This is a genomic window from Ruegeria sp. CDSB086 (assembly GCF_059611065.1).
Genome location: NZ_JBXWOV010000006.1, coordinates 344,642 through 366,734, shown reverse-complemented (window position 1 = coordinate 366,734; position 22,093 = coordinate 344,642). Strand labels below are relative to the sequence as shown.

The 22,093-nt window shown below is 56.9% G+C and carries 26 protein-coding genes; 9 read left to right on the top strand and 17 right to left on the bottom strand.

Going from position 1 to position 22,093, the window contains the following annotated elements; genetic code table 11:
* Nucleotides 1-32: 32 nt before the first annotated feature.
* The gene (locus AC2FIO_RS14915) at nt 33-854 is read right to left on the bottom strand and encodes a DUF6473 family protein (protein ID WP_496698580.1); all 822 of its coding nucleotides are present in this window, start codon (nt 852-854) and stop codon (nt 33-35) included.
* 162 nt (nt 855-1,016) lie between these two features.
* On the opposite strand from AC2FIO_RS14915, the gene AC2FIO_RS14910 reads away from it, so the two are divergent.
* The gene (locus tag AC2FIO_RS14910) at nt 1,017-1,892 is read left to right on the top strand and encodes a 3-hydroxybutyryl-CoA dehydrogenase (RefSeq protein ID WP_058273257.1); all 876 of its coding nucleotides are present in this window, start codon (nt 1,017-1,019) and stop codon (nt 1,890-1,892) included.
* A 50-nt stretch (nt 1,893-1,942) separates the two neighbouring features.
* Here the strand turns inward: AC2FIO_RS14910 and AC2FIO_RS14905 are convergent, their stop codons facing one another.
* Genes AC2FIO_RS14905 through AC2FIO_RS14875 form a run of 7 tightly spaced genes read right to left on the bottom strand, consistent with a single transcriptional unit; the run spans nt 1,943 to nt 7,356 of the window.
* The gene (locus AC2FIO_RS14905; RefSeq protein WP_109312295.1) at nt 1,943-2,842 is read right to left on the bottom strand and encodes a lysophospholipid acyltransferase family protein; all 900 of its coding nucleotides are present in this window, start codon (nt 2,840-2,842) and stop codon (nt 1,943-1,945) included.
* A gap of 39 nt (nt 2,843-2,881) precedes the next feature.
* The gene (locus AC2FIO_RS14900) at nt 2,882-3,151 is read right to left on the bottom strand and encodes an HPr family phosphocarrier protein (protein ID WP_058273259.1); all 270 of its coding nucleotides are present in this window, start codon (nt 3,149-3,151) and stop codon (nt 2,882-2,884) included.
* 17 nt (nt 3,152-3,168) lie between these two features.
* A complete protein-coding gene (locus tag AC2FIO_RS14895) occupies nt 3,169-3,561 on the bottom strand; it encodes a PTS sugar transporter subunit IIA (protein WP_496698577.1) in 393 nt (130 codons plus the stop codon).
* Nucleotides 3,558-4,451, bottom strand: a complete 894-nt coding sequence (rapZ, locus tag AC2FIO_RS14890) for an RNase adapter RapZ (protein ID WP_496698576.1) — start codon at nt 4,449-4,451, stop codon at nt 3,558-3,560. The genes AC2FIO_RS14895 and rapZ overlap by 4 nt, the downstream gene beginning before the upstream one ends.
* On the bottom strand, nt 4,436-4,906 hold the full coding sequence (locus AC2FIO_RS14885; RefSeq protein WP_496698575.1) for an HPr kinase/phosphorylase: 471 nt from the start codon (nt 4,904-4,906) through the stop codon (nt 4,436-4,438). The genes rapZ and AC2FIO_RS14885 overlap by 16 nt, the downstream gene beginning before the upstream one ends.
* A 3-nt stretch (nt 4,907-4,909) precedes the next feature.
* Nucleotides 4,910-6,619, bottom strand: a complete 1,710-nt coding sequence (locus AC2FIO_RS14880) for a sensor histidine kinase (protein ID WP_282169900.1) — start codon at nt 6,617-6,619, stop codon at nt 4,910-4,912.
* Nucleotides 6,620-6,651: 32 nt separating this feature from the next.
* Complete coding sequence (locus AC2FIO_RS14875; RefSeq protein WP_170561191.1) at nt 6,652-7,356, bottom strand: response regulator transcription factor; 705 nt, start codon at nt 7,354-7,356, stop codon at nt 6,652-6,654.
* A 347-nt stretch (nt 7,357-7,703) separates the two neighbouring features.
* Between AC2FIO_RS14875 and AC2FIO_RS14870 the strand changes: the two genes are divergently transcribed.
* From AC2FIO_RS14870 to AC2FIO_RS14860, 3 genes are all read left to right on the top strand, one after another.
* Nucleotides 7,704-9,302, top strand: a complete 1,599-nt coding sequence (locus AC2FIO_RS14870; protein ID WP_282169901.1) for a phosphoenolpyruvate carboxykinase — start codon at nt 7,704-7,706, stop codon at nt 9,300-9,302.
* Between the two features lie 370 nt (nt 9,303-9,672).
* Nucleotides 9,673-9,963 carry a hypothetical protein gene (locus AC2FIO_RS14865; RefSeq protein ID WP_058273655.1) on the top strand — a complete coding sequence of 97 codons (291 nt, stop codon included), beginning with the start codon at nt 9,673-9,675 and terminating at the stop codon, nt 9,961-9,963.
* A gap of 111 nt (nt 9,964-10,074) precedes the next feature.
* Nucleotides 10,075-10,539, top strand: a complete 465-nt coding sequence (locus AC2FIO_RS14860) for a hypothetical protein (RefSeq protein ID WP_496698571.1) — start codon at nt 10,075-10,077, stop codon at nt 10,537-10,539.
* Here the strand turns inward: AC2FIO_RS14860 and AC2FIO_RS14855 are convergent.
* Complete coding sequence (locus AC2FIO_RS14855) at nt 10,536-11,300, bottom strand: sulfite exporter TauE/SafE family protein (RefSeq protein ID WP_496698569.1); 765 nt, start codon at nt 11,298-11,300, stop codon at nt 10,536-10,538. The two genes, AC2FIO_RS14860 and AC2FIO_RS14855, sit on opposite strands and share 4 nt — an antisense overlap.
* A 145-nt stretch (nt 11,301-11,445) precedes the next feature.
* On the opposite strand from AC2FIO_RS14855, the gene AC2FIO_RS14850 reads away from it, so the two are divergent.
* The 3 genes from AC2FIO_RS14850 to AC2FIO_RS14840 all read left to right on the top strand — a co-directional run bounded on the left by AC2FIO_RS14850 (nt 11,446) and on the right by AC2FIO_RS14840 (nt 14,350).
* A complete protein-coding gene (locus AC2FIO_RS14850; protein ID WP_496698567.1) occupies nt 11,446-13,137 on the top strand; it encodes an acyl-CoA dehydrogenase family protein in 1,692 nt (563 codons plus the stop codon).
* A gap of 216 nt (nt 13,138-13,353) precedes the next feature.
* Entirely contained in the window at nt 13,354-13,908 is a 555-nt protein-coding gene (locus AC2FIO_RS14845; RefSeq protein ID WP_109312306.1) for a hypothetical protein, read from the top strand.
* 49 nt (nt 13,909-13,957) lie between these two features.
* Entirely contained in the window at nt 13,958-14,350 is a 393-nt protein-coding gene (locus tag AC2FIO_RS14840; protein ID WP_496698564.1) for an META domain-containing protein, read from the top strand.
* On the opposite strand, the gene recO is transcribed toward AC2FIO_RS14840, so the two are convergent.
* Complete coding sequence (gene recO / locus AC2FIO_RS14835) at nt 14,334-15,059, bottom strand: DNA repair protein RecO (protein WP_496698562.1); 726 nt, start codon at nt 15,057-15,059, stop codon at nt 14,334-14,336. The two genes, AC2FIO_RS14840 and recO, sit on opposite strands and share 17 nt — an antisense overlap.
* 96 nt (nt 15,060-15,155) lie before the next feature.
* On the bottom strand, nt 15,156-16,055 hold the full coding sequence (locus AC2FIO_RS14830) for a hypothetical protein (RefSeq protein WP_496698560.1): 900 nt from the start codon (nt 16,053-16,055) through the stop codon (nt 15,156-15,158).
* A gap of 278 nt (nt 16,056-16,333) precedes the next feature.
* Between AC2FIO_RS14830 and AC2FIO_RS14825 the strand changes: the two genes are divergently transcribed.
* Complete coding sequence (locus AC2FIO_RS14825; protein ID WP_496698558.1) at nt 16,334-16,639, top strand: NIPSNAP family protein; 306 nt, start codon at nt 16,334-16,336, stop codon at nt 16,637-16,639.
* 28 nt (nt 16,640-16,667) lie between these two features.
* On the opposite strand, the gene AC2FIO_RS14820 is transcribed toward AC2FIO_RS14825, so the two are convergent.
* The 3 genes from AC2FIO_RS14820 to era all read right to left on the bottom strand — a co-directional run bounded on the left by AC2FIO_RS14820 (nt 16,668) and on the right by era (nt 18,330).
* Nucleotides 16,668-16,991 carry a SemiSWEET transporter gene (locus AC2FIO_RS14820; protein WP_113791309.1) on the bottom strand — a complete coding sequence of 108 codons (324 nt, stop codon included), beginning with the start codon at nt 16,989-16,991 and terminating at the stop codon, nt 16,668-16,670.
* 104 nt (nt 16,992-17,095) lie between these two features.
* Nucleotides 17,096-17,425: a DUF1491 family protein gene (locus AC2FIO_RS14815; RefSeq protein ID WP_496698555.1), complete on the bottom strand. Its 330-nt coding sequence runs from the start codon at nt 17,423-17,425 to the stop codon at nt 17,096-17,098.
* Nucleotides 17,422-18,330, bottom strand: a complete 909-nt coding sequence (gene era / locus AC2FIO_RS14810) for a GTPase Era (RefSeq protein WP_108861276.1) — start codon at nt 18,328-18,330, stop codon at nt 17,422-17,424. Before era ends, AC2FIO_RS14815 begins: the two co-directional genes overlap by 4 nt.
* A gap of 157 nt (nt 18,331-18,487) precedes the next feature.
* On the opposite strand from era, the gene AC2FIO_RS14805 reads away from it, so the two are divergent.
* Entirely contained in the window at nt 18,488-19,864 is a 1,377-nt protein-coding gene (locus AC2FIO_RS14805) for a multicopper oxidase family protein (RefSeq protein WP_496698553.1), read from the top strand.
* Nucleotides 19,865-19,892: 28 nt separating this feature from the next.
* Here the strand turns inward: AC2FIO_RS14805 and AC2FIO_RS14800 are convergent, their stop codons facing one another.
* The 3 genes from AC2FIO_RS14800 to lepB form a co-directional block, all read right to left on the bottom strand.
* Entirely contained in the window at nt 19,893-20,369 is a 477-nt protein-coding gene (locus AC2FIO_RS14800) for a hypothetical protein (RefSeq protein WP_282169908.1), read from the bottom strand.
* A 156-nt stretch (nt 20,370-20,525) separates the two neighbouring features.
* Nucleotides 20,526-21,203 (bottom strand): ribonuclease III, encoded by a 678-nt coding sequence (gene rnc / locus AC2FIO_RS14795; protein ID WP_058279045.1) that lies wholly within the window; start codon nt 21,201-21,203, stop codon nt 20,526-20,528.
* Entirely contained in the window at nt 21,200-22,039 is an 840-nt protein-coding gene (lepB, locus tag AC2FIO_RS14790) for a signal peptidase I (protein WP_496698550.1), read from the bottom strand. The genes rnc and lepB overlap by 4 nt, the downstream gene beginning before the upstream one ends.
* Between the last annotated feature and the right edge of the window lie 54 nt (nt 22,040-22,093).

The window sequence follows — 22,093 nt, the reverse complement described above, 5'->3', positions numbered from 1 at the left end:
TTGGAAAGGCCCGCTAATTGGCGGGCCTTTTTTTAATGCAGATTGCGTATTGGCCGCATCAAAGCTGCCGCGATCGCCCGATGGGCAGCTGGGCCAATCATGTGCTCTGCCATTGGCTGTTGCAGTGTACCGAACAACATGTCCTCAATCTCGTCAGACTGGCCGCACACATGGGTTTTGACGTCGACGATATCCGTGCAGGATTTGCCAACGAACTGGATCATCTGATCCGTTACGTCGACATCAGCGAAGTCAATGTGATGCGCGCCCTGCTCTCCTCGAAGGACCTGCAGCCGCAAGAGGATCACCGGGGTTTCCAGGCCTTGCAAAAAATCACCGATCTTCCGAACCCAGTTTCGGCGCAGTTCGTCCAGAACAACTTCGATGCGCGCGTCGCGAACCTTTTGCAGGCAGGTCATCAGGTGGCGCACGAAATGAACCTCTGTGAAGTCGATTTCGGGATACAGGCTGATCAAATCCTTCGTTGGCGCCAAAAACCGGTCGTTACGCCTGGAATGAACGCGATAAAATTGGTTGGACTGCCCAAGAAGCCCTGGCGCCTGCATGACGCAGAGATCTGCGCCCCTTAGCAAATTGCACACCCCCCTGTCATCGCACAACGCGTCAACGCCGCTGAACAGGCATCCAAAGTTCAGAACGCGTCTTTCGAGCCCGTCCTCGAGAATAGCTGAGAATGGACGGTCGACGAATCGCCCAAATGTCTCATCCCCGCCAACGCAAGCTGCGTAAGGTTGATCCAGAACACGCCGAGCACCGCGAAACCACAGCCGCGATCCTTCATATTGGCAAACCTCATGCCCGGGTCCCCCCGAGCCTGTTTGATGATAGCTCATATCACTCACCCATTTTTCACCCGGTTGCCATCGTGCAGCCGCAAGTCTTGAGAAAATCCTAATGTGCGCATTTGAAGCAAAATCGAACTGTCGGATCCCCTTGCCGCCCGCCCCGATCTGTCGATACTGTCGCCGTATCCCGAGACACAAAGGCACCTGAACATGGATGTAAAATCGGTCGGAGTGATTGGCGCAGGTCAGATGGGCAATGGCATTGCTCATGTTCTGGCGCTGGCAGAGTATGACGTTCTGCTGAACGATGTCTCGCAGGACGCGCTGGACAGCGCCGTGGCGACGATTGAAGGCAATCTGGCCCGACAGGCATCAAAAGGCAAAATCTCGGACGAAATGATGCAAGCCACACTGAGCCGGATCAACACGACGTTGGAGCTGCCCCAGTTGGGTCAGACCGATCTGGTGATCGAAGCCGCAACCGAGCGGGAAGCAATCAAACAGGCGATTTTCGAAGACCTGCAGCCGCATCTTCTGCCCCATACGATTCTGACATCCAACACGTCCTCAATCTCGATTACCCGCCTGGCCAGCCGAACGGATCGGCCGGAACGCTTCATGGGGTTCCACTTTATGAACCCGGTGCCCGTGATGCAGCTGGTCGAGCTGATCCGGGGGATTGCCACGGATGAAGAGACGTTCAAATCGTGTAAAGCGGTTGTGGACCGGCTTGGTAAAACCGCAGCAAGCGCGGAAGACTTCCCGGCCTTCATCGTGAATCGCATCCTGATGCCGATGATCAATGAGGCCGTATATACTCTCTACGAAGGGGTCGGCAGCGTGCAGTCGATTGATCAATCGATGCGGTTAGGCGCAAACCATCCAATGGGTCCGCTGGAACTGGCTGATTTCATTGGGCTGGACACATGTCTGGCGATTATGAACGTGTTGCACGACGGGTTGGCAGACACCAAGTATCGGCCCTGCCCACTGCTGACAAAATACGTCGAAGCCGGCTGGCTCGGCCGTAAGACCGAACGCGGGTTTTATGATTACAGAGGTGAAACACCGGTCCCAACGCGCTAACGGGGTCCAGCCCCCTCGCCCGGGATATTATGAGCCAAATGAAGAGCGGATCAGGAATCGCGTGATTTACCAAGCGCCATTGTGCGTTTTCTGAGCCACGCCATGAAACCGCGCGGATCACTTTCCAGCAGCTTCATATCCTCGTCCGAAATCGGCTCGCCAATCACCGGAGATTGCGGCTTGTTGCAAGAGCGAACGATCTCATGCAGCAGCAGCCCCTGTCGTAGGATCGGCGACAGCTTGTTGGCAATCTGATAGGCGCGTGAATTGCTGCCGGGGAAGAAAATCGGAACCACCTGCGCGCCGGATCGGCGGATCATCTTGGCGGTAAACACATTCCATTCCTGCTCTTGCGCAGGACCGAACCAGTCGTCCGAGGACATCACCACACCCGACGGGAACAGCGCAACCACGCCACCTTCCTTCAGGTGTTCCATCGCCTTGCCACGCATCTCAAGCATTTTGGCTTGCGCTTCGGGGTCGTGTGGAAAAGGAACCGGGATCATGAACGAGGTCGCGGCCTCATCCAGTCCGGTCAGGACCGAGCGGGTCAGGATGCGGTAGTCATTCCGAACCTGCCCGATCAATTCGGCCAGTATCATGCCGTCGACCATGCCATGCGGGTGATTGGCCACGACGATCACAGGTCCTTCTTTCGGGATATTTGCATATTGGTCCTGCGGCGTGGTCAAGTTGATTCCCATGACCTCAAGCGCACCGCCCCAGAACCTCTGACCACGATAGTATTCGTTCTTTTTTTCGAACTTATTGACCATCCGCAGAATGGTTAGCTTACCCGTACACCATTCGATGGCGCGGATAGCTGTAGACGTCCAAGCATCGTCGAAGGAATTCGCATAGGTCAGGGTTCTACGATCATAGATTTCGCCCTGATCTTCCGTCCCGTCCACCACCGGGCCTGTCTTGGTCTCGTGCGTCGTTTGCGCCAATTCCTGGTTTTCCCGTTCTTCGTATCGCGACTGGCAGGATTAGAACCCTTCCCCGAACTTTCCGTTCACAAGGGTCTCCAATGCATCCGCCAACGCCTCAGCATCCGGTCCGGACGTCTCGACGTCAATAGTCGTTCCGCGAGACGCTGCCAACATCAAAAGACCCATGATGCTGTCCCCTGATGCAGAAAGTCCGTCTTTGGACACCTCTGCCTGCGCGTCAAACCCCTCAACTACTTCGACCAGCTTAGCCGAGGCGCGGGCGTGCAGGCCTTTTTCATTGATTATTTTCAAGCTTCGGTTGGTCATTCTTAATCAATCCGGTCTTAATCTAACGTCACGTTTTGGGCATTGATATATTTGCGTCCAGCCTCCATCGCCCGCCGGACCGCATCCCCGATCGGCAGGTGGCGACTTTTGGCCAATTTAATCAGCATAGGCAGATTTGCACCGTAAAGAATACGCCGATCCTGCGGCGCACAGGCCTTCAGACTTAGATTCGATGGGCTGCCGCCGAATAGATCCGTGACGACAACCACACCGTCGCCGACATCGACAACGTCAGCGGCGGTGCAGATTTCTGACTGCTTGGCTTCCCGGTCGTGGTCAGCCTCAATCGAGATTGCGGCCAGGCCCGGTTGATTTCCGACAACATGCTGCATTGCGGCCAGATATTCCTGAGCCAGCCCGCCATGTGCTACGAGTACGATCCCGATCAATCCAGCCTCTCATTCAACGATCGACGTTCCATTTCGCGGTGCCTAATTGCCACTTGCTGCCCTTCCTGTGCAAGAGCCTTTGCGACCGCTTCTGCAGTTGCGACCGATCTGTGTTGCCCACCGGTACACCCGAAGGCCACCGAGAGATGCGCTTTGCCTTCGGCGCGATAGGCCGGAAGCAACAATTTCAGCAGATCGACAACTCGGTCAAAAAACGGCGCGTAATTCGCGTCAGACTGTACATAGCGCGCCACGTCCTGGTTTCGACCATCTTCGGCTCGCAATTCCGGACGCCAGTAGGGATTCGCCAGAAACCTGCAATCAAAAACCATGTCCAATCCGTGCGGCAAGCCGCGTTTGTACGAAAAAGATTCGATGGATACCGCCAGATGTCGACCGCCTTCCGGAGCGAACCAATGCTCGACCTCCTTGCGTAGCTGGTGAACGTTAATCTGGCTGGTGTCGATCAGAATGTCCGCAATTTCTCTGATCGGGGCCAACAGCTCTTTTTCCTGCAATACACCGGCCTCAGGACCTGCATCGGCCGCAACCGGATGGCGTCTTCGGGTTTCCGAAAACCGCCGCAGCAGCACTTCGTTTCGACAATCCAAATAGAGAACCGTCAGCTCGACCTGCTCGGTCCGCCGCAGCCGCATAACAAGATCAATGAACCCGATGGTCGAGAAATCGCGATTTCGGGCATCGATGCCCAACGCCATTGGCCGATCGTTTTCCGGACCGTCCAGCAAGCGCATCAAAAGGCCCATCGGCAAATTGTCGATGGCTTCGAACCCCAAGTCTTCAAGCACACGGATCGCCGTTGTCCGCCCAGCACCCGAAGGGCCGGTGATCAGAACGATCCGCCGCTGTTGTTTCATTTGCTGGGCCATTCCGGGTTCACGCGCCCCATTTTCATCAGTTGCATCAATGCCGAAGCCAAGTTGGGGACGCCGCGCCCGCGAAGCAAGGGCACAGTTTGCCCAAGGGCTCGGATCGAGATCGGATCTGGCAAACGTGCTTCTTCCCGCTGGTCCAGATCCACCACATAGCGCAAGCCCACTGGCCCTACGGGTGGCGCGCGCAACAATCCGATACCGCGGGCCTCAATAACGCCGCGGATATTTGGGGCCGCATCAGCAGTCACTTCACCGCCGTTATTGCGTAAAGCCACGCGGTCATCACCGACAAGTTCGGCACCCAGCGCCATCATCTGCAAGACCAGCTCGGATTTTCCCGCCCCTGGCGCGCCAACAACAAGCAGACCTCGCCCGCCAACGGCCACGCAGCTGGCGTGGAGTATGGCACTGTCCTGTTTTTCCAGATCATAGATTGACGGGGCACTCATGATTTACACGGGCAAACCGACTACAAAGCGCGCGCCTAGTGGGTCCGAGGTGATATCGGCATCGGTTGGCCGGATGTTTTCGGCCCAGATCACACCACCATGTGCTTCGACAATTTGCTTGGAGATTGCCAGCCCCAGGCCCGAGTTATTTCCGAAGTGCTCGGCGGGACGCTCGGAATAGAATCTTTTGAAGACCTTGGTCAGGGCCTGCTCCGGAATACCGGGACCGGTGTCTTCGACCACGACCAGCACCCTGTTTTCGCGCCGGCGGACCCAGACACGGATCGCATCGCCTTCCTCGCAAAACGAGGTGGCATTGGTGATCAAGTTGACAAAGACCTGCGCCAGTCGCGCCTCCAGCCCGTTGATTATGATCGGATTGGACGGCAGATCGGTTATATAGTCGATCCCCTTGGCCCGTGCATCTTCACCCAGATGCTGGCTGATGTTGCCAACCAGCTTCACCAGATCAAACGGCTGTTCTTCTTCCTTGACCAGTTCGGCATCCAGACGGGACGCGTTCGAGATATCGCTGACCAGACGATCCAGACGGCGAACATCATGTTCGATCACACCCATCAGTTTTTCACGTTGGTCATCGCGTTTGACCATTCGTAACGTTCCCACAGCTGATTGAAGGCTGGCCAGGGGGTTCTTGATTTCATGCGCGACATCAGCGGCGAACTGTTCGTTCGCGTCAATTCTGTTGTACAGCGCGGTCACCATGCCCCGCAGCGCGCGGCTGAGCAGACCGATTTCATCCGGACGCGCGGTCAGGTCGGGGATGCGAATACGGCCGGGGTTCACTCCCGCGCCCCGGTCCTTACCCAGTTCGGCGGCTGCCGCAAGATCCGCCAACGGGTTTGCGATGGTTGAGGCGAGAACAAGGCTAAGTCCGATCGACACAAGAAGCGCGACAACAAACATCTGAAGGATGCGCTCCTGCTCGCGACGGGCGAGGGCGTCAATCTCTCCGGATGGACCGGCCATGGCAACGGCCCCCACGGCGACGCCATCCTGCAGGATCGGGGCGGCTGCAACGATGACCGTTTCGCCAAAGTCATCCTTGACGGCCTGCACCTGCATCTGCCCCTGCAGCGCGCCGGGTACTATAGTCTGAACCCGTTGCGCCAGCGTAGGCGCTTCGCTGGGTTCTGTGGCGGTAAACACACGCGACAAACCCGTCCACACGGCGTTCAAGGCGTCGCTGATCAAGGTACTGCCGGTCTGAACCTCGGACTCGGACGCCAACAGCGCCTGCTCGGATGCTGCGCCACGCGCCCATCCAATCAGAGTTCCCCGCTCGTCATAGACAAAGACTTCGCCCCCTTGGGGTAGGGCAAGGCCCTCCAGCGTGTCCTTTACGTCCAGTGCGCCGGCATCCTGCGACAGGCCGGACGCTGTTTGGCGCAGTTGTGCTTCGAACACATTGCTGACCAGTTGCGCATCCCCGATCAGGTTGCGCGCGGTCTGCTGTACCTGCTCATCGCGGGAATCGTCCAGATACAGCAACCCGGTGACCAGCGTTACCAAGGCGATCAGGTTGAGCGTGATAATCTTGCGCGCAAGCGGCGAGCCGCGCATTGCAAACAGGCCGCGGCGGCGGCGCGCGTGCCGAAGTTCGGCTGACTCGGGATCCTGTGGGATGACCCAATCATCCCCCAGAACGACATCACCGTCCCGCAATTCGCTGGCTTGTTCTGTATCGCGCACGAGACCCGGTTACCCCTAGTATATGGCCACGCCTATTCTTCGTTGTACCTGTACCCAATTCCGTACAGTGTTTCGATCGCCGAAAACTCGGGATCTGCGGCGCGCATTTTCTTGCGCAATCGCTTAATGTGACTGTCGATCGTACGATCGTCCACATAGACCTGATCGTCATAAGCCACATCCATCAGCTGATCGCGGCTTTTGACAAAGCCCGGTCGCTGGGCCAGCGCTTGCAACAGCAGGAACTCGGTCACGGTCAAAGAAACGTCCGAGCCCTTCCAGCTGACCGCGTGGCGCAGTGGATCCATCCGAAGATCGCCGCGCTCCATAACCTTGGCATCACCTGTGTTGGCGGTTGTCACATCGCCAGTCGTCGCCTCTTGCCGGCGCAGCAGCGCGCGGATGCGTTCAACCAATAGACGCTGAGAAAAAGGCTTCTTGACGTAGTCGTCCGCGCCCATGCGCAGGCCGAGAACCTCGTCAATTTCGTCATCCTTGGATGTAAGGAAAATCACCGGCATCTGGGTTTTCTGCCGAAGCCGCTGCAACAGGTCCATCCCGTCCATCCGCGGCATCTTTATGTCCAGAACAGCCATATCGGGCAGTTTCTTGTTGAAAGCGTCCAGCGCTGCCTGCCCATCATTATAAGTCTCAACCTCGAACCCTTCGGCTTCGAGCGTCATGGATACGGACGTCAGAATATTTCTGTCGTCGTCCACCAATGCAATCTTCGACATCGGGTTAACCCCTATTCCTGCTCACTCACGCAATAATTCGCTTATTAGTAGGGCATCTTTGTCGTTTTTATGGCTGCGAATCAATCCGTATCTGCGAATCGTGCGATTGTTGTCACACAGATGCGGCAAAAAAGCCGTTAATACGCGCGTAAAAGCGCCTTGTTTTCTGGCGGGAAATTAGTGGTGGCGCTAAACTTTGACTTGGTTGCGCTAACTGCGCCAAACCGTCCTGTTCATGCCCCAAACGACCATGTTAAGACCCGCGCATCCGCCGGTTTTTCCCGGTATACTGCCCCAAGAGCGCCCCCGGCCCAACTGCCGGCGCGCCGCCACAGGAGAAGAAACGCATGACATCTGGACGGGTTAACCCGCAATTCCGCCTCGAAGATCAGGGCATCGAGGGTCTGGGCAATGTCTATTACAACTTCATGGAACCGGCGCTGATCGAAGAGGCGCTGAAGCGCGGCGAAGGCACTCTTGGCAATGGCGGAGCCTTTCTGGTTACCACCGGCAAATTCACCGGCCGTTCGCCCAAGGACAAACACGTCGTCAAAACCGACAGTGTTGCCGATACCATCTGGTGGGAAAACAACGCCGCGATGACCCCCGAGGGTTTTGACGCGCTGTATACCGATATGCTCGAGCATATGAAGGGCCGGGATTATTTCGTGCAGGATCTCGTCGGCGGCGCCGATCCCGCCTATTCGATCAATGTGCGCATGGTCACCGAACTGGCATGGCACAACCTGTTTATCCGCCACTTGCTGCGCCGTCCGGATCGCGAAGACCTGGAAGAGTTCATTGCAGATTTCACCATCATCAACTGCCCCAGCTTCCAGGCCGACCCGGCCAAGCATGGCTGCCACAGTGAGACCGTGATTGCGCTGAACTTCGACCGCAAGATGATCCTGATCGGCGGTACGGAATACGCGGGCGAGAACAAGAAATCGGTTTTCACCCTGCTGAACTACATGCTGCCTGAAAAAGGCGTGATGCCGATGCATTGTTCGGCCAATCACGCCGTTGGCAACCCGGTCGACACCGCCGTGTTCTTTGGCCTGTCCGGCACCGGCAAGACCACCCTGTCTGCAGACCCTGCCCGCACGTTGATCGGCGATGACGAACATGGCTGGTCGGATCGCGGCACCTTCAACTTCGAAGGCGGTTGCTATGCCAAGACCATCAATCTGAACGCTGAAGCCGAGCCGGAAATCTATGCGACCACCAGCAAATTCGGCACTGTGATCGAGAACATGGTCTTTGACCCCGAAACCAAGGAACTGGATTTCGAGGATGACTCTCTGACCGCGAACATGCGCTGCGCCTATCCGCTGGAGTATATCTCGAACGCCTCGAGCAGCGCGCTGGGTGGGCACCCCAAGAACATCATCATGCTGACTTGTGACGCATTTGGTGTTCTGCCTCCGATCGCGCGACTGACACCGGCACAAGCGATGTATCACTTCCTATCTGGCTTCACGTCGAAAGTCGCAGGAACCGAGCGTGGCGTGACCGAGCCTCAGCCGACATTCTCGACCTGCTTTGGCGCACCCTTCATGCCGCGCCGCCCGGAAGAGTACGGCAACCTGCTGCGCGACAAGATCGCTCAACATGGTGCAACTTGCTGGCTGGTGAACACCGGCTGGACCGGCGGCGCCTATGGCGTTGGCAGCCGGATGCCGATCCGCGCAACCCGCGCACTGCTGACCGCGGCGTTGGAAGGATCGCTGCGCGACGCCGAGTTCCGTAAGGATGCTAATTTCGGCTTTGACGTCCCGGTCTCGGTTCCCGGCGTTGCCGAAGTTCTGCTGGATCCGCGCCGCACTTGGGATGATCAGGCAGCATTTGACAAGCAGGCTGAAAAACTGGTGCAGATGTTTGCCGAGAACTTCGAGCAGTATCTGCCCTTTATTGACGATGACATCAAAGCCGTCGCAATCGGTTGATATCAAAGGGGGGCGGTTTTCGCCCCCTTCCTCTTCCCACAGACGAGTAACTTCGCGGTAATCTTCTTGTGGTTGTATAATGCACCTTGCATATACAAATTCATTGCCCGCTGCAGCAGATTGCAGTACTCCACTGTGTCATTATGACGTAAAAGCCCGGCGCTTTCGCACCGGGCAGGAAGTAAAAAGACCTTGGGGACACTCAATGAGCGCGCACTCACATTCGCGATTTGAGCAACCTAATCAGATATCTAGTGTAATCCATCGGGGATGGGTGTCAACATGAGACGTGCTGAAAAAATTCAGTTTCGGCGAGTTTCTAACTTTCGCTTTAGCGCGAAAGGCGACAGGGAAAACGACAGGTAAACAAATGACGGAAATCTCGAAACTGACCGAACTTCGCAAATTGATGCAGAGTATGGAACGGACGCTTGGGCTGGAACAACTCTCTCCGGTTGAGCGTGACATTTACTACGCGGCTGAAGAATTGTCGAAAGCCGATCAGGAAGTCCGTACGTTCGGTTTGATCGAGCATACCCTTGTTCAAAGCGTCTCGCGCCCGACGTTTTTCCGTGCGCTGAAATCGCTGGTCCAAAAAGGCTATCTGTCTCAAAGCGGCAACGCCAACCGGGGGCGGTATATCGTACATGCGCCCAGGTGACACCGCCAACCTGCGTGTTGATGGCTAATCATCGTGCGCAGATGGGCCTCTGACACTTTCTTCGCCTCACTGGCTTACATAGTTGCATCATTCCTCACCTTTGAGGTCTTGATGCCGCTGCAAAACGTGTTCTTTCCGGAATATCCAAGCCGGGCCAGCCTGCTGTTCCTACCTCACGGGGTTCGGGTCCTGGCGGCGTGGCTATTAGGGTGGCGTGCGATTTTCGCATTGTTGCCGGGCGTCTTTGCAGTCTTTGCATTCCTTGGGGGTGCAGATGTCTTTTTGCCCAGCCGCTTGTTGGCAATTGTCATCGCGGTCACAACGGTTCCCACCGTGTTCTACTTGCTCAAGTGGGCAGGTTGGGACTTGTTCCCCAGACCCGATCGCAAACCCTGCTGGTTGTGCGTCATGGGTGTCGGCGTGATCACGTCGTTCCTGGCATCCGCTATGACAAACATGAGTTTTGGCAGCGCAGGGGTAGAGTACATCGCCTTTCTGATCGGCGATATCTCGGGGCTGTTTTTCCTGATGCTGGGGCTTTACTTCGCGTTTCGGTTTATGGACCGCAGAACTTAACCTATCAGACCGCGGCGCAGCAAGTTCAACCCAGCGGCCAACAACACAACCAAAGTCACTTTTCGAAACAACGCCTGATCGATTCTCGATTGCAACTGCATGCCCACCCACATCCCGATCACCGCCGGAACGATAAGGGCAGCCGAAAACGGCGCGGTGTCGGCCCGCAGGATACCTGATCCCATATGGGCCACCATCAGGGCAATTGCACCCAGCCCATAGATGACCCCCTGCACCCGCATCTGCACGGCTTTCTGCGTGTTCAGGGCCGTCAGGTACGCCACTGTTGGCGGTCCCCAAATACCGGACATACCACCGACAAACCCTGCGACGGCCCCGATCAAAACTTCTATTCTGGCCGATGGCTCTTTCAGCACCAACTTCACACCCAGGACCTGGATCAAGGCAAAGAACGTGACCGGAACGCCAATCATCAACAGGAAGGTCGATGTCGGCACCAAAGTGACCAGCTTGGCTCCGGCCAGAAGGAACACCAAACCCACGATTAAAAAGATGCGAAACTCCCTGACCGACGACACGGCCGCGGAAACACCCTGTCCCAAAGCCTGAAAGACATTAGTTACCAGTGTCGGAAGGATCAGACCCGCGATGGCCAGCTCGGGCGGTAGAAAGACACTCAACCCTGAAACCATAACCATCGGCATGGCAAAACCGACGATACCTTTGACCCACCCAGCCAGAAACGCAACGCTCAGAGCCAGCAGAAGATCCTGTGGAGGTAGTAAAGAAAACAATGTCATGGCCCCCTGATATCATTCCTGACGGGCGCTGCACTGCAAAAACGCTCGAGAAATATTAGAACTTTTTCGCAACGCAATACGTATTTTTGTTGCGCTGCACGTGCAGCATGATATGACCAGACGACACGAGAAAAGGACACGATTCATGGCCCATGACGGACAGGATATGACCCAGATGACAACACCTGCGATTTTGCCCGATCTTCTGACGCTGACCCGTGCGGCGGCACCCGCCGTAGAAACAGTGTTCGAGCGTGCGCGTGAGTCGGTGCGCGGTATGGTTTCCGCTGATGGGCGTGTATCCGGTACCTTGATCGAAGCCAATCAAACTGCCGCCCATGGCTTGTCATGGCTGGCCACGTATTCTCAGTCGCTGAAACAGATGCAACGCTGGGCCGAAGCGCTGGAGGCCGAAGGCAAGTTCGGTGAAATCGAACAGTTGCTGCACCAAATCGCCTTTGGCGAATACCTGCACCAGGTTGCGGGCGGCATTCCGATGAACCAGGGCGAAGTCGTGCGCCTGCAGGACATGGGTCTTGGCTGGGACGCGCTTTCCGGATTTCAGATCCCCGAAATTCAAACGCTGATGGCACAGGCCAATTCTCAGGCCGCCCGCACACGGCTGGTGGCTCTGATGGAAGATCAGGCAGGTGCCACCATGTTCGGTGCCTCGGGTCTGGATGAAGAGCTTGAGATGATCCGTGACCAGTTCCGCCGCTATGCGGTCGAAAAGGTCGAGCCCCACGCTCATGACTGGCACCTCAAAGACGAACTGATCCCGATGGAAGTCATCGAGGAACTGGCGGAAATGGGTGTCTTTGGCCTGACCATCCCCGAAGAATTCGGCGGCTTCGGTCTGTCCAAGGCCTCGATGTGTGTGGTCTCGGAAGAGCTTTCGCGCGGCTATATCGGCGTGGGCTCTCTTGGTACACGTTCCGAGATCGCGGCCGAGCTGATCATCGCGGGCGGCACCGATGAACAAAAAGCCAACTGGTTGCCTAAACTGGCCAGCGCCGAAATTCTGCCGACAGCCGTTTTCACCGAACCAAACACTGGCTCGGATCTGGGCAGCCTGCGTGCACGTGCGGTCAAGAACGCGGACGGTGACTATGAGATCACCGGCAACAAAACCTGGATCACCCACGCGGCACGTACCCATGTGATGACGCTGCTGGCCCGGACCAACCCGGACACCGCCGATCACCGCGGTCTGTCCATGTTCCTTGCGGAAAAGACCCCGGGCACAGACGAGAACCCCTTCCCCACGCCCGGCATGACCGGCGGTGAGATCGAAGTTCTGGGCTATCGCGGGATGAAAGAATACGAGCTGGGCTTTGACGGTTTCAAAGTCAAAGGCGAGAACCTGTTGGGCGGTGAAGAAGGCAAAGGCTTTAAACAGCTGATGGAAACCTTCGAAAGCGCGCGCATTCAAACCGCTGCCCGCGCCATTGGTGTGGCCCAAAGCGCGCTGGATATCGCGATGCAATACGCGCAGGACCGCAAACAGTTCGGCAAGTCGCTGATCAACTTCCCCCGTGTGTCCGGCAAACTGGCCATGATGGCGGTCGAAATCATGATCGCCCGTCAGCTGACATATTTCTCAGCCTGGGAAAAAGATCACGGTCACCGCTGCGACCTTGAGGCCGGCATGGCCAAGCTGCTTGGCGCTCGTGTGGCCTGGGCTGCGGCGGATAACGGTCTGCAAATCCATGGCGGCAACGGTTTTGCGCTGGAGTACAAGATCAGCCGCGTTCTGTGTGACGCGCGCATTCTAAATATTTTTGAAGGGGCTGCCGAAATTCAGGCACAGGTTATTGCACGGCGTTTGCTGGGCTAACCGGAATTAGGCATCCCGTTTCCCCAACTAGACCCGGTCTTGTGCCGGGTCATTTTCTTTGTTCCGAACCCCAGTTTGAAATTCACGCCGTCTGTTCTGTGACAGGATAGAGACCTTTCTGATCCTCAATCGAAAAAACTTCCCCCTTTGCTTTTTGTTGAAACCCCTTTAGGGCACGCTGCGACCCAGACCGGGCCCAAGGATGGTGATGACAGAATGACCCGACTATTTTTTGCGCTTTGGGCGACCGTTGCAGCCCTGATACTGGGCGGATGCGCCACAACCCAGCCTGTGGCGGGCTACACCGAGGTAGACGAGCTGGCACTGGCGATCGAAAACCTTGGACCCCAAGTCGATCCCGCCGAGGCACAAAAGGCCGCCACCATCGCCTACACCTATTCGCAGCAACTGAAGCGGGATTGGAACGTCACAGACCCGGCGATTATCCATAACGCCAAGGTCATCAACGGGTTCCGGGAAAAGGGATTGTGCAACGACTGGGCGCAGGCCATGACCCGCCGCCTGCAGCAGGAAAACTTCCGAACTTTGGACGTGCACTGGGCTACGTCGCCCCCAACCGCCTTTCGGATCATCCACCATTCTGCCGCTATCAGCGCCAAAGGAGACACGATGAAAGATGGCATCATCCTTGATCCATGGCGCAACAGCGGTGCACTGTTTTGGGATCAGGTAACCGACGACACCAGATACAATTGGCGGCCGCGCCTGGACGTTCGCGAAGAACTTATCAGCGGTGAGATCCCCTACTAATCTGGCTTCGCCGGTTCGCTCGGCACCAGTAAGAAAGTAAGACACGCGAATGATGCGTCTGATCCTGACACTGCCTTTGATTGGCCTGTTTCAATGCGACAGGGACGAATCTGTTGCCGCCTACGGCGCCGCGGACCAGACTTGGGTGCTGCAGGAAATCGACGGACAGCCTTTCGAGGCCATCGCCATGTTGCGGTTCCCCGAAGAGGGCAAGATCGCGGGGAACGCCCCTTGCAACAGCTATAGCGGCACCCTGAACGCGCCCTACCCCTGGTTCGAGATTATGGACCTGACCGCAACACGTGCGGCCTGTGCCGGGCTTGAGGCCGAAGGCTTCTATTTCGCTGCGCTGATTGCGATGACGCAGTCCGAAGTATCAGGCGACTTGCTGATACTGCGCAATGATGACGGGCACGAGATGGTGTTCAAAGCCGCCGAGTGAACTGATCCACAAATCTTGCCCGCGCATCCGGCAAGGGGTTATGCCCCAGGGACGGGGCTAGATGGTGTTCCAGAAAGTAACCGGTGGTTTTCAACCCTGCGGCAATCTCAGCGTCCGGCGCTTGCCCCTCACCGCGCAAACAGGGTGGCAGGGGCAACAGCTTATCCGCCCATTCGCCAGCACCATCGGCGCTAACGGCTCGACCAGTCTTGGGGGAGACATAGACCAACCCATCCGCCGCCCCTGTCACAGCACAGGCCGACAGGTCCAGGCCAAAGCCCAGTTCTTCAAGCAACGCCAATTCCCAGCGCAGGTAAGCTAGCGGCCAGATTTCGTCCTGCCCCAGCAGATCCAACAACTGTTCGGTCTGTTTGTAGATCGCTGGATGCGGTTCACGCTCGGGCAGGCAAAAGGACAACAGCGCAACGGACGCGTTCAATCCTGCCAACGCCATCCGACCCGAAAATGCCGCTGCTGCGCGTGAACGCAAAGGTTCAACCTGAAATGTGCCAAGGTGTTCTTCTAACCGCGCGCGCCATAAAACATCTATTTGCGCGCCGGGCTGCAGGATGGGGGCAATTTTGCGGCTGGTGCCACCGCGTACGACGCCTGCATGACGACCGTGGCCTTCGGTGAAGACCTCGATAATCGCCGCCGTTTCACCATGCCGACGAGACGTCAGAAGGATGCCGTGATCGCGCCAGTCCAAATCAGGCTCCTTTCGTCTCAGGCTCGCCCCCGGTTTGCAACAGATCGCAAGGCGGAAACATCCGCAAGTGGGCAGGCATCCAACTGGTCTTTGGAATTAGAACCGGGCCCTGAAGGCCACCCCGACCAAAGGCGCGGTTTCATAGTTTTGGCGGCTGAGTTCCGTGCCGTTCGCATCATCCAGTGTAAGACGCCCATCCAATTCAGCACCTGCGAAAACGTTCAGCGAAATGCCGGGATTGGGATTGTAGCCAAAGGAAACCACCACTGGAATACTTTTGTCCTCGCCTATCCCGTTTGGGGCCAGCCCTTCCTCGTCAAGCCGGAACCGAATGCGCTCAGAGCGAGCAGAAAGGCCGAGGGTCATCGTGTCATTCAGCGCATAGCTGAGTGTCAACCCCGGCCCCTGCGTTGCGCCAATCCCCGAGCCGGTATTCAGGTTCCAACGGTCATTGATATCCCAATCCACCAGAAGCGCCGGAAAAAAATCGATATCATCGTCTTCGAACTGCGAAAACGCTCCAAACGCAGGGCCGATGGTCAGGCTCTCGCTTAACTTCCAGGCAATACCAGCAAAGACACCATAAGTTCTGCCGTCCGCCGCATCAGCGCCGCTCTGGTAGTCCCAGCGGACCTGCGGTGACACGAAAACGCTTGCAGTATTGCCGGCACGAAATCGAAGTGGAACAGAGATTCTGATGTCGCGGATATCCTCCCACGGTTGGTTATCCGCCTGACTAAAGTTGTAATCGAACCTGCCGATGCTTGCTGACAGCCCAACCGAGGTTCCACCATTCAGATTATACAAAGCGGTTGTTCGCAAAAACGCGCGGCCGGCCGAGAACTCCCCGCCTTCACTCAGGTCCGCGTTGCTTTGATAAGCGGTCAACCCATCGATTTGATAGACCCACCCCAACCTCTGTTGCGCAAAGGTGGGCGAAGTCACCATGCCCAAGACAAGGATCGTTGAACAGCAGGCCAAAGTGAAGGTTTTCATCTTTTTTCAACTCGATAGGGGCAAGGACACATTCTCAGATAGCATTCTGTCGGACACGATCAAATGATTGAAGGGAACTGAATTGCAGAGTGTGACAGCGAAGTCGAAGACGGACCCTGCGCACTGGTTTTTGCTCACCACCGAAACGATGGCCGCCAGAAAAGACCTGAGATTGCGCTGTAACTCCCATCTATAGTCAATAAGTTACCAACCTCGTTTCCTTGACAACGCGGGGTTGCCACCCTTTATTTAACAACATAGTTAAACAGGAGGTCACGATGCGAGGCATAACCATTAAATATTCCTTCGATGGCAACGAAGCCGAATGGCAGGCCACCATCCGCACATTTATCGAGGCAATCAACGCCGACCCTGAGGCGGCTGGAAAATTCACCTATCAGGTTGCGGTCGCTGATGACGGAAAGTCCCGGGTTCACTGGGGCCGCTGGGACAGCGCCGAGACATTGGCTCATGTGCAGTCGCAACCCTATTTTCAGGCCTTCGCACCCAAAGTGAAGCAATTCGCCGGTGAGACATTGACCACCACCGGGCACGATATCACGCTCAAAAGCAGCGGCTGGTGACGTCTTGGCACCGGATCGTGGCGGCCGGTCAAAACGTTAAACCGGCGTGGATCAGGATGCCCAGAACCATCAGGATGTTCAGCACCATCGATATACCGTTGCCCACATAAATAGGCAGCTTGCCGACTACCAGCCCGTAGGCGAACCACAGGAATGACAGCGCAGCAAAGAGCGACCAAGACAGCAGAGACTGGCCGGTCGCGTGTTGTGAATGCGTGAAGTACAGCTTGATCAGCTGCGGCAGCGTGGCAAAAGGGCCGACAACGCCAATGAAGACCATGAAGCCTTCAAACCGATGCATCCAATGACCAAGCTCTGATTTTTCAAGCTTTTCAGCGAGTGTTTCAGCCATACATACACCCATTATCTATTCAAACGGTGCGGCGATCCTCGCCGACATAGTGTGGGTAAAATAGACGTTTTGGCCCGTGCGACCAAGACCCGTTGAACCGCGGGCTAGTCCAATCCCTCTTCACCCAGCAGATGACGCCCTTGTCGGTCTTCAACCTCGATCACCCAAAGGTCAGGGTCAAAGCTGCGTTGCCGGGTGATGGCTTCGTCGACTTCTTTTTCTGCGCCGGAGGAAAGCTCGACCCATTTACGTTCACGGCTCATTAGATCAAAGCTGCGTTGTAACGCCACGGCGTGCCCGTCCAAAGTGTTTAGTTTGACCAACACCGCGCCCGCTGTGTCGTCGCCATGTGCCACGACAAAAGCCGGGATTTCCTGAAAACGCAGCCGCGCCAGATAGGCGTGGACCCAGAAATCAGCCGTCAGGCGAGTCATGCATTACCGTCTTTGAAATCCAGACCCATTTCGGAGTAACGCTCGGATTCCTCCAGCCAGTTCGGGCGCACTTTGACCTGCAGGAACAGATGTATCTTGCGGTCCAGGAACTCTTCCAGCTCGGCCCGCGCGGCTTGGCTGACCGCCTTGATCGTCTCGCCCTTTTTGCCCAACACGATGCCTTTGTGACCGTCGCGCATGACATAGATGATCTGGTCGATCTTGGCAGAGCCGTCTTTGCGCTCTTCCCAGTTTTCGGTCTCGACCGTCAGTTGATAGGGCAGTTCCTGATGCAGGCGCAGGGTCAGTTTCTCGCGCGTCATCTCAGCCGCGATCATGCGCAGGGGCAGATCGGCGATCTGATCTTCTGGATACAGCCACGGGCTTTCGGGTAGTTCCGCAGCCAGCCATTTGCGCAGATCGTCAACGCCATACCCCTTTTCGGCGGAAATCATGAAGGTTTCGGAAAACGGGTAGCGTGCGTTCAAGTCACTTGTCAGGGCCAGCAGCACCTCAGACTGGACCTTGTCGATCTTGTTGATCGCCAACGCAACCTTTCGGCCCTGCCCGATCTCTTCCAGACCTTCGAGGATACGCTCGACCCCTTCTGTGATGCCGCGATGCGCCTCGATCATCAGAACGACCACATCTGCATCCGCCGCTCCGCCCCAGGCCGCGGCAACCATGGCGCGATCCAAACGACGACGCGGTTTGAACAGGCCGGGTGTGTCTACAAAGACCAGCTGCGCATCGCCTTCCATTGCCACACCGCGAATACGGGTACGGGTCGTCTGAACCTTATGCGTCACGATCGAAACCTTGGCCCCGACCATGCGGTTCAGCAGGGTGGATTTGCCTGCGTTGGGCTCTCCGATCAGGGCGATAAATCCGGCGCGTGTGGTCATGTGTCTGGCGTTCCTGGTTGCAAGTGCGCACCCCTATAGCAGAAAGGTCGCGCGGGCCAGAGGGATTTGTCGCATTGCGGCCATGCAAAATCGATGTCACCCCTGACGCATGCCACGCCAAATCCAGCCAGGCAACCATCGGAAAATGAGGCAAGACATGAAACGTCGCGAGTTTCTTTTGGGCGGCGGGGCCGCTGCCGGCGCACTGGGTCTGGGCGGTTTCGGGTTGGCGCAGGGGACGCCGGAGTTAACCATTCAACCAGCAAGCTTTGCCCTGCGGGATACGGTGACGACCGGAATGGTCAGCCTGTCCCCTAACGCACCGCCGCCGGTATTGCATGGCAAGCAGGGGGAAGTGATGCGGTTACCCGTGCGCAATACGCTGTCGGAATATACGGCAATGCACTGGCACGGGATGCGGATCGCGAACAACATGGACGGAGTGCCTTACCTGACCCAAATGCCATTGGGTGAAAGTGAGATGTTCAACTACGAATTCACCCCGCCCGATGCAGGCACCTACTGGTATCATCCGCATTGTATGACGATGGAGCAGATGGCCCATGGCCTGACCGGCGTCATGGTGATTGCAGAACCCGAAGACCCCGGATTTGACAGCGAACAAGTGATCAACCTGCGCGATTTTCGGCTGGATGAAGATGGCGCGTTCCTGCCCGCCTATACTCAGCGCGGTGCCGCACGGGCCGGGACCTTTGGCAATGTCCACACCGCCAACTGGGTGCAGGGTCCAGTCTACGATCACGCCGCAGGCAGTCTAGTGCGACTACGAGTGGTGAATACAGACACAACGCGCATCTACAAACTGCATCTTGAGGGCGGCGATGCACGGATCATCGCGTGGGATGGCCATCCGCTTGAGATTGACATCCCGATGCCCAGCGCTGATGAGCCACTTCTTGTCGGGCCTGGCCAGCGTGTGGATTTTGCGGTAGCAATGCCCGGCGACGAGGGGCGCAGCGTTGCGCTGATGGCAAAATTGCCCGGTCAGCCGCACAGACCTATGGCACAGCTGCGCGCAATCGGATCATCAGCGTCACGGGACCTGCAAGAGTTGCGCCCTCTGCCCGTCAACCCGGTCGCGAAACCCGATCTGACCAATTCCGAGCTGCACGAGTTTGTATTTGGCTGGACCCCCGAAGGTGGCAAACCCAACAACGGGTTCTGCGGCTCGCTGGGGTATAACTTCTGGTCCATCAATCGCAAACCATGGCCCGGCGACGCGGCGCAGGGTGTTGGGCCTTTGGCAACGCTGGAAATGGGCAAAAGCTATGTCCTTCGGCTGCGAAATGAATCTCCTAACTTGCACCCGATCCACCTGCACGGGTTGGCTTTTGTGCCGATACGGTCGAACCTGCGCCAACTGCCGCCTCTGATGACCGACACGATGCTGTTGCTAAAAGACGAGGTTGCCGAGATCGCGCTGGTCGCTGATAACCCGGGCGACTGGGCGTTCCACTGTCATGTCATCGAGCACCAAAAGACCGGGCTGACTGGATTTATCCGGGTGGTCTGAGGGGCGTGCTAGACGCCCCCCAGGCATTTCATGCGTTCTGGCGCTCAATCAAGCGCAAGACGGCAACCATGACGATCCCGTAAAGAACATGCCCGATTAGTGCGACCCAAGTGATCGCCGAGAAGTTCAAGAAGGTCGGCAGACCGGACAAGGTCGTGATACCACCCAAAGCAAAAACCCAGAGACCAAACCCGTAAATCGCTGAGGCCACAAACATATGAACGGGGCCAAGTACCTTAACCCATACCGGTTTGAAGATCAGAAACCACCCCAGCGGATAGGCTATCAGGCCCACAAGATAGAAATGCACGAAAAAGCCCAGAAACGCATTGCTGGGCAGGCCGAGACTGGACAACAGGCTCTGGGCCAGCCCTTCCGGTGAAAGATTGGCCCAGCCGATGCCGGGGCTGACAACCTGCCCCCAGAAATCGAAGGCGATCGTGGCGATAAAACCGGCGATGAACAAAAAGCCGATATTCACTGTGGTCAGTTTTGCGCTTTGCATTTGAATGCCTCAAATCATTGTATCTGTTTCGCTTTGCTCGCTTGTTCTTAGACATGCGCCAAAGCGGATGATGTTCAGATACGCCCGCGACCCGAGGTCTGCCATAGGCCTCAAGTTAGATTGAGAATTGTGACATGTTCGGGCTGTCGAGGGTTGCTATTTCAACTGATCCAGCAGCGCTTTCGCGGCAGCTTGTTCTGCCTGACGTTTCGACCCCGCCGTCGCCTGAGCCTCGGCCCCGTCCTGCAATCGTGCGGCAATAGTAAAGACGGGGGCATGGTCGGGGCCGCTGCGCTTGACCTCGACGTAAGCGGGCGGCTTTTGCCCGCGCGCCTGCGCCCATTCCTGCAGCGAGGTTTTGGCGTCGCGCGCATCCGCTTCAACGTTGTGGACGCGATCCCCCCACAGTCGCAGAATGACGTCGCGCGCAGCCTCGAAACCGGCATCGCGATAGATTGCGGCGATCACAGCCTCCATCGCATCACCCAGCAGGGCCTGTTTGCGGCGCCCGCCTGACAGCATCTCGGACCGACCCAGTTTCAGCACCACGCCAAGATCGATTTGCCGCGCCACATCGGCGCAGGCCTCTTTGCGGACCAACGCGTTGAACCGTGGGGCCAACTGCCCTTCGGATGCTTTTTTGTCGGCCTCCAGTAGGGCGGTTGCCATGACTAGACCCAGAACCCGATCGCCCAGAAACTCCAACCGCTGATTGTCGGGTCGTGTCGAGGACGAGACCGATCCATGAGTCAGTGCGCGCACCAGCAGTTCAGGGTTCGAGAATTCGTACCCCAGACGCTGCTGGAACGCCTTTATCTCGGTCGAAAGCTTCAATTGACCGCCTTAAAGAAGCGATCCCCGCGCCATGTCCAGAAGAATAGCATCGACCGGCCAGCGGATGAGAAAAGGATGCGATCAGCCCGCCCGATCAGGTCTTCGTAAGGCACATAGCCAACGCCACCTGCGGATTGCGGCACGCGGCTGTCGCTGGAGTTGTCGCGGTTATCGCCCATGAAGAAGTAATGCCCTTCGGGAACCGTGTAGATGCCGGTATTGTCAGCCGCCTGGTTGCCGATGTTCAGCACTTCGTAGGACACACCGTTTGGCAAGGTTTCGATCATCCGCGACTTTTCGCAGTCACCGCCAAAGCCGACAGGACCGTTTTCGCAGCGCGGGCGCAAACCTTGCGAACCTTGTGGTTCGGCGACTTCGGTGAATACACCATCAGGTTTCTGTTGTACGGCTGTGCCGTTTAGAATGATTTGACCGTCCCGCACTTGAATGCGATCCCCGGGCAGACCGATCAGGCGTTTGATGTAATCGCGGCCGCTAACCGGGTGGCGGAAAACAATGACGTCACCGCGTTCGGGGTCACCACCCCAGATACGGGTGTTTTCATCGCTTTGCATCCAGCCGCAAAGGTCTTCGGCGTCAACATTCAGGCCGACGCTTGGGATGATCAGGCTGGGACAGGACGCGTAAGAATAACCGTAAGACATTTTGTTGACGAACAGGAAATCCCCGATCAACAAGGTGGGCTTCATCGAACCCGACGGAATCCAGAACGGCTGAAACAGGATCGTGCGGAAGACGCCCGCGATCAGCAGGGCATAGACGATGGTCTTGATCGTCTCCCAAACGGCGTTACCTGATTTGGCTTCCTCGGCCATACTGCTCTCCGGTCGTTTATTCGTTGGGGTGCTACATGCGGGTCAGTTACGGGC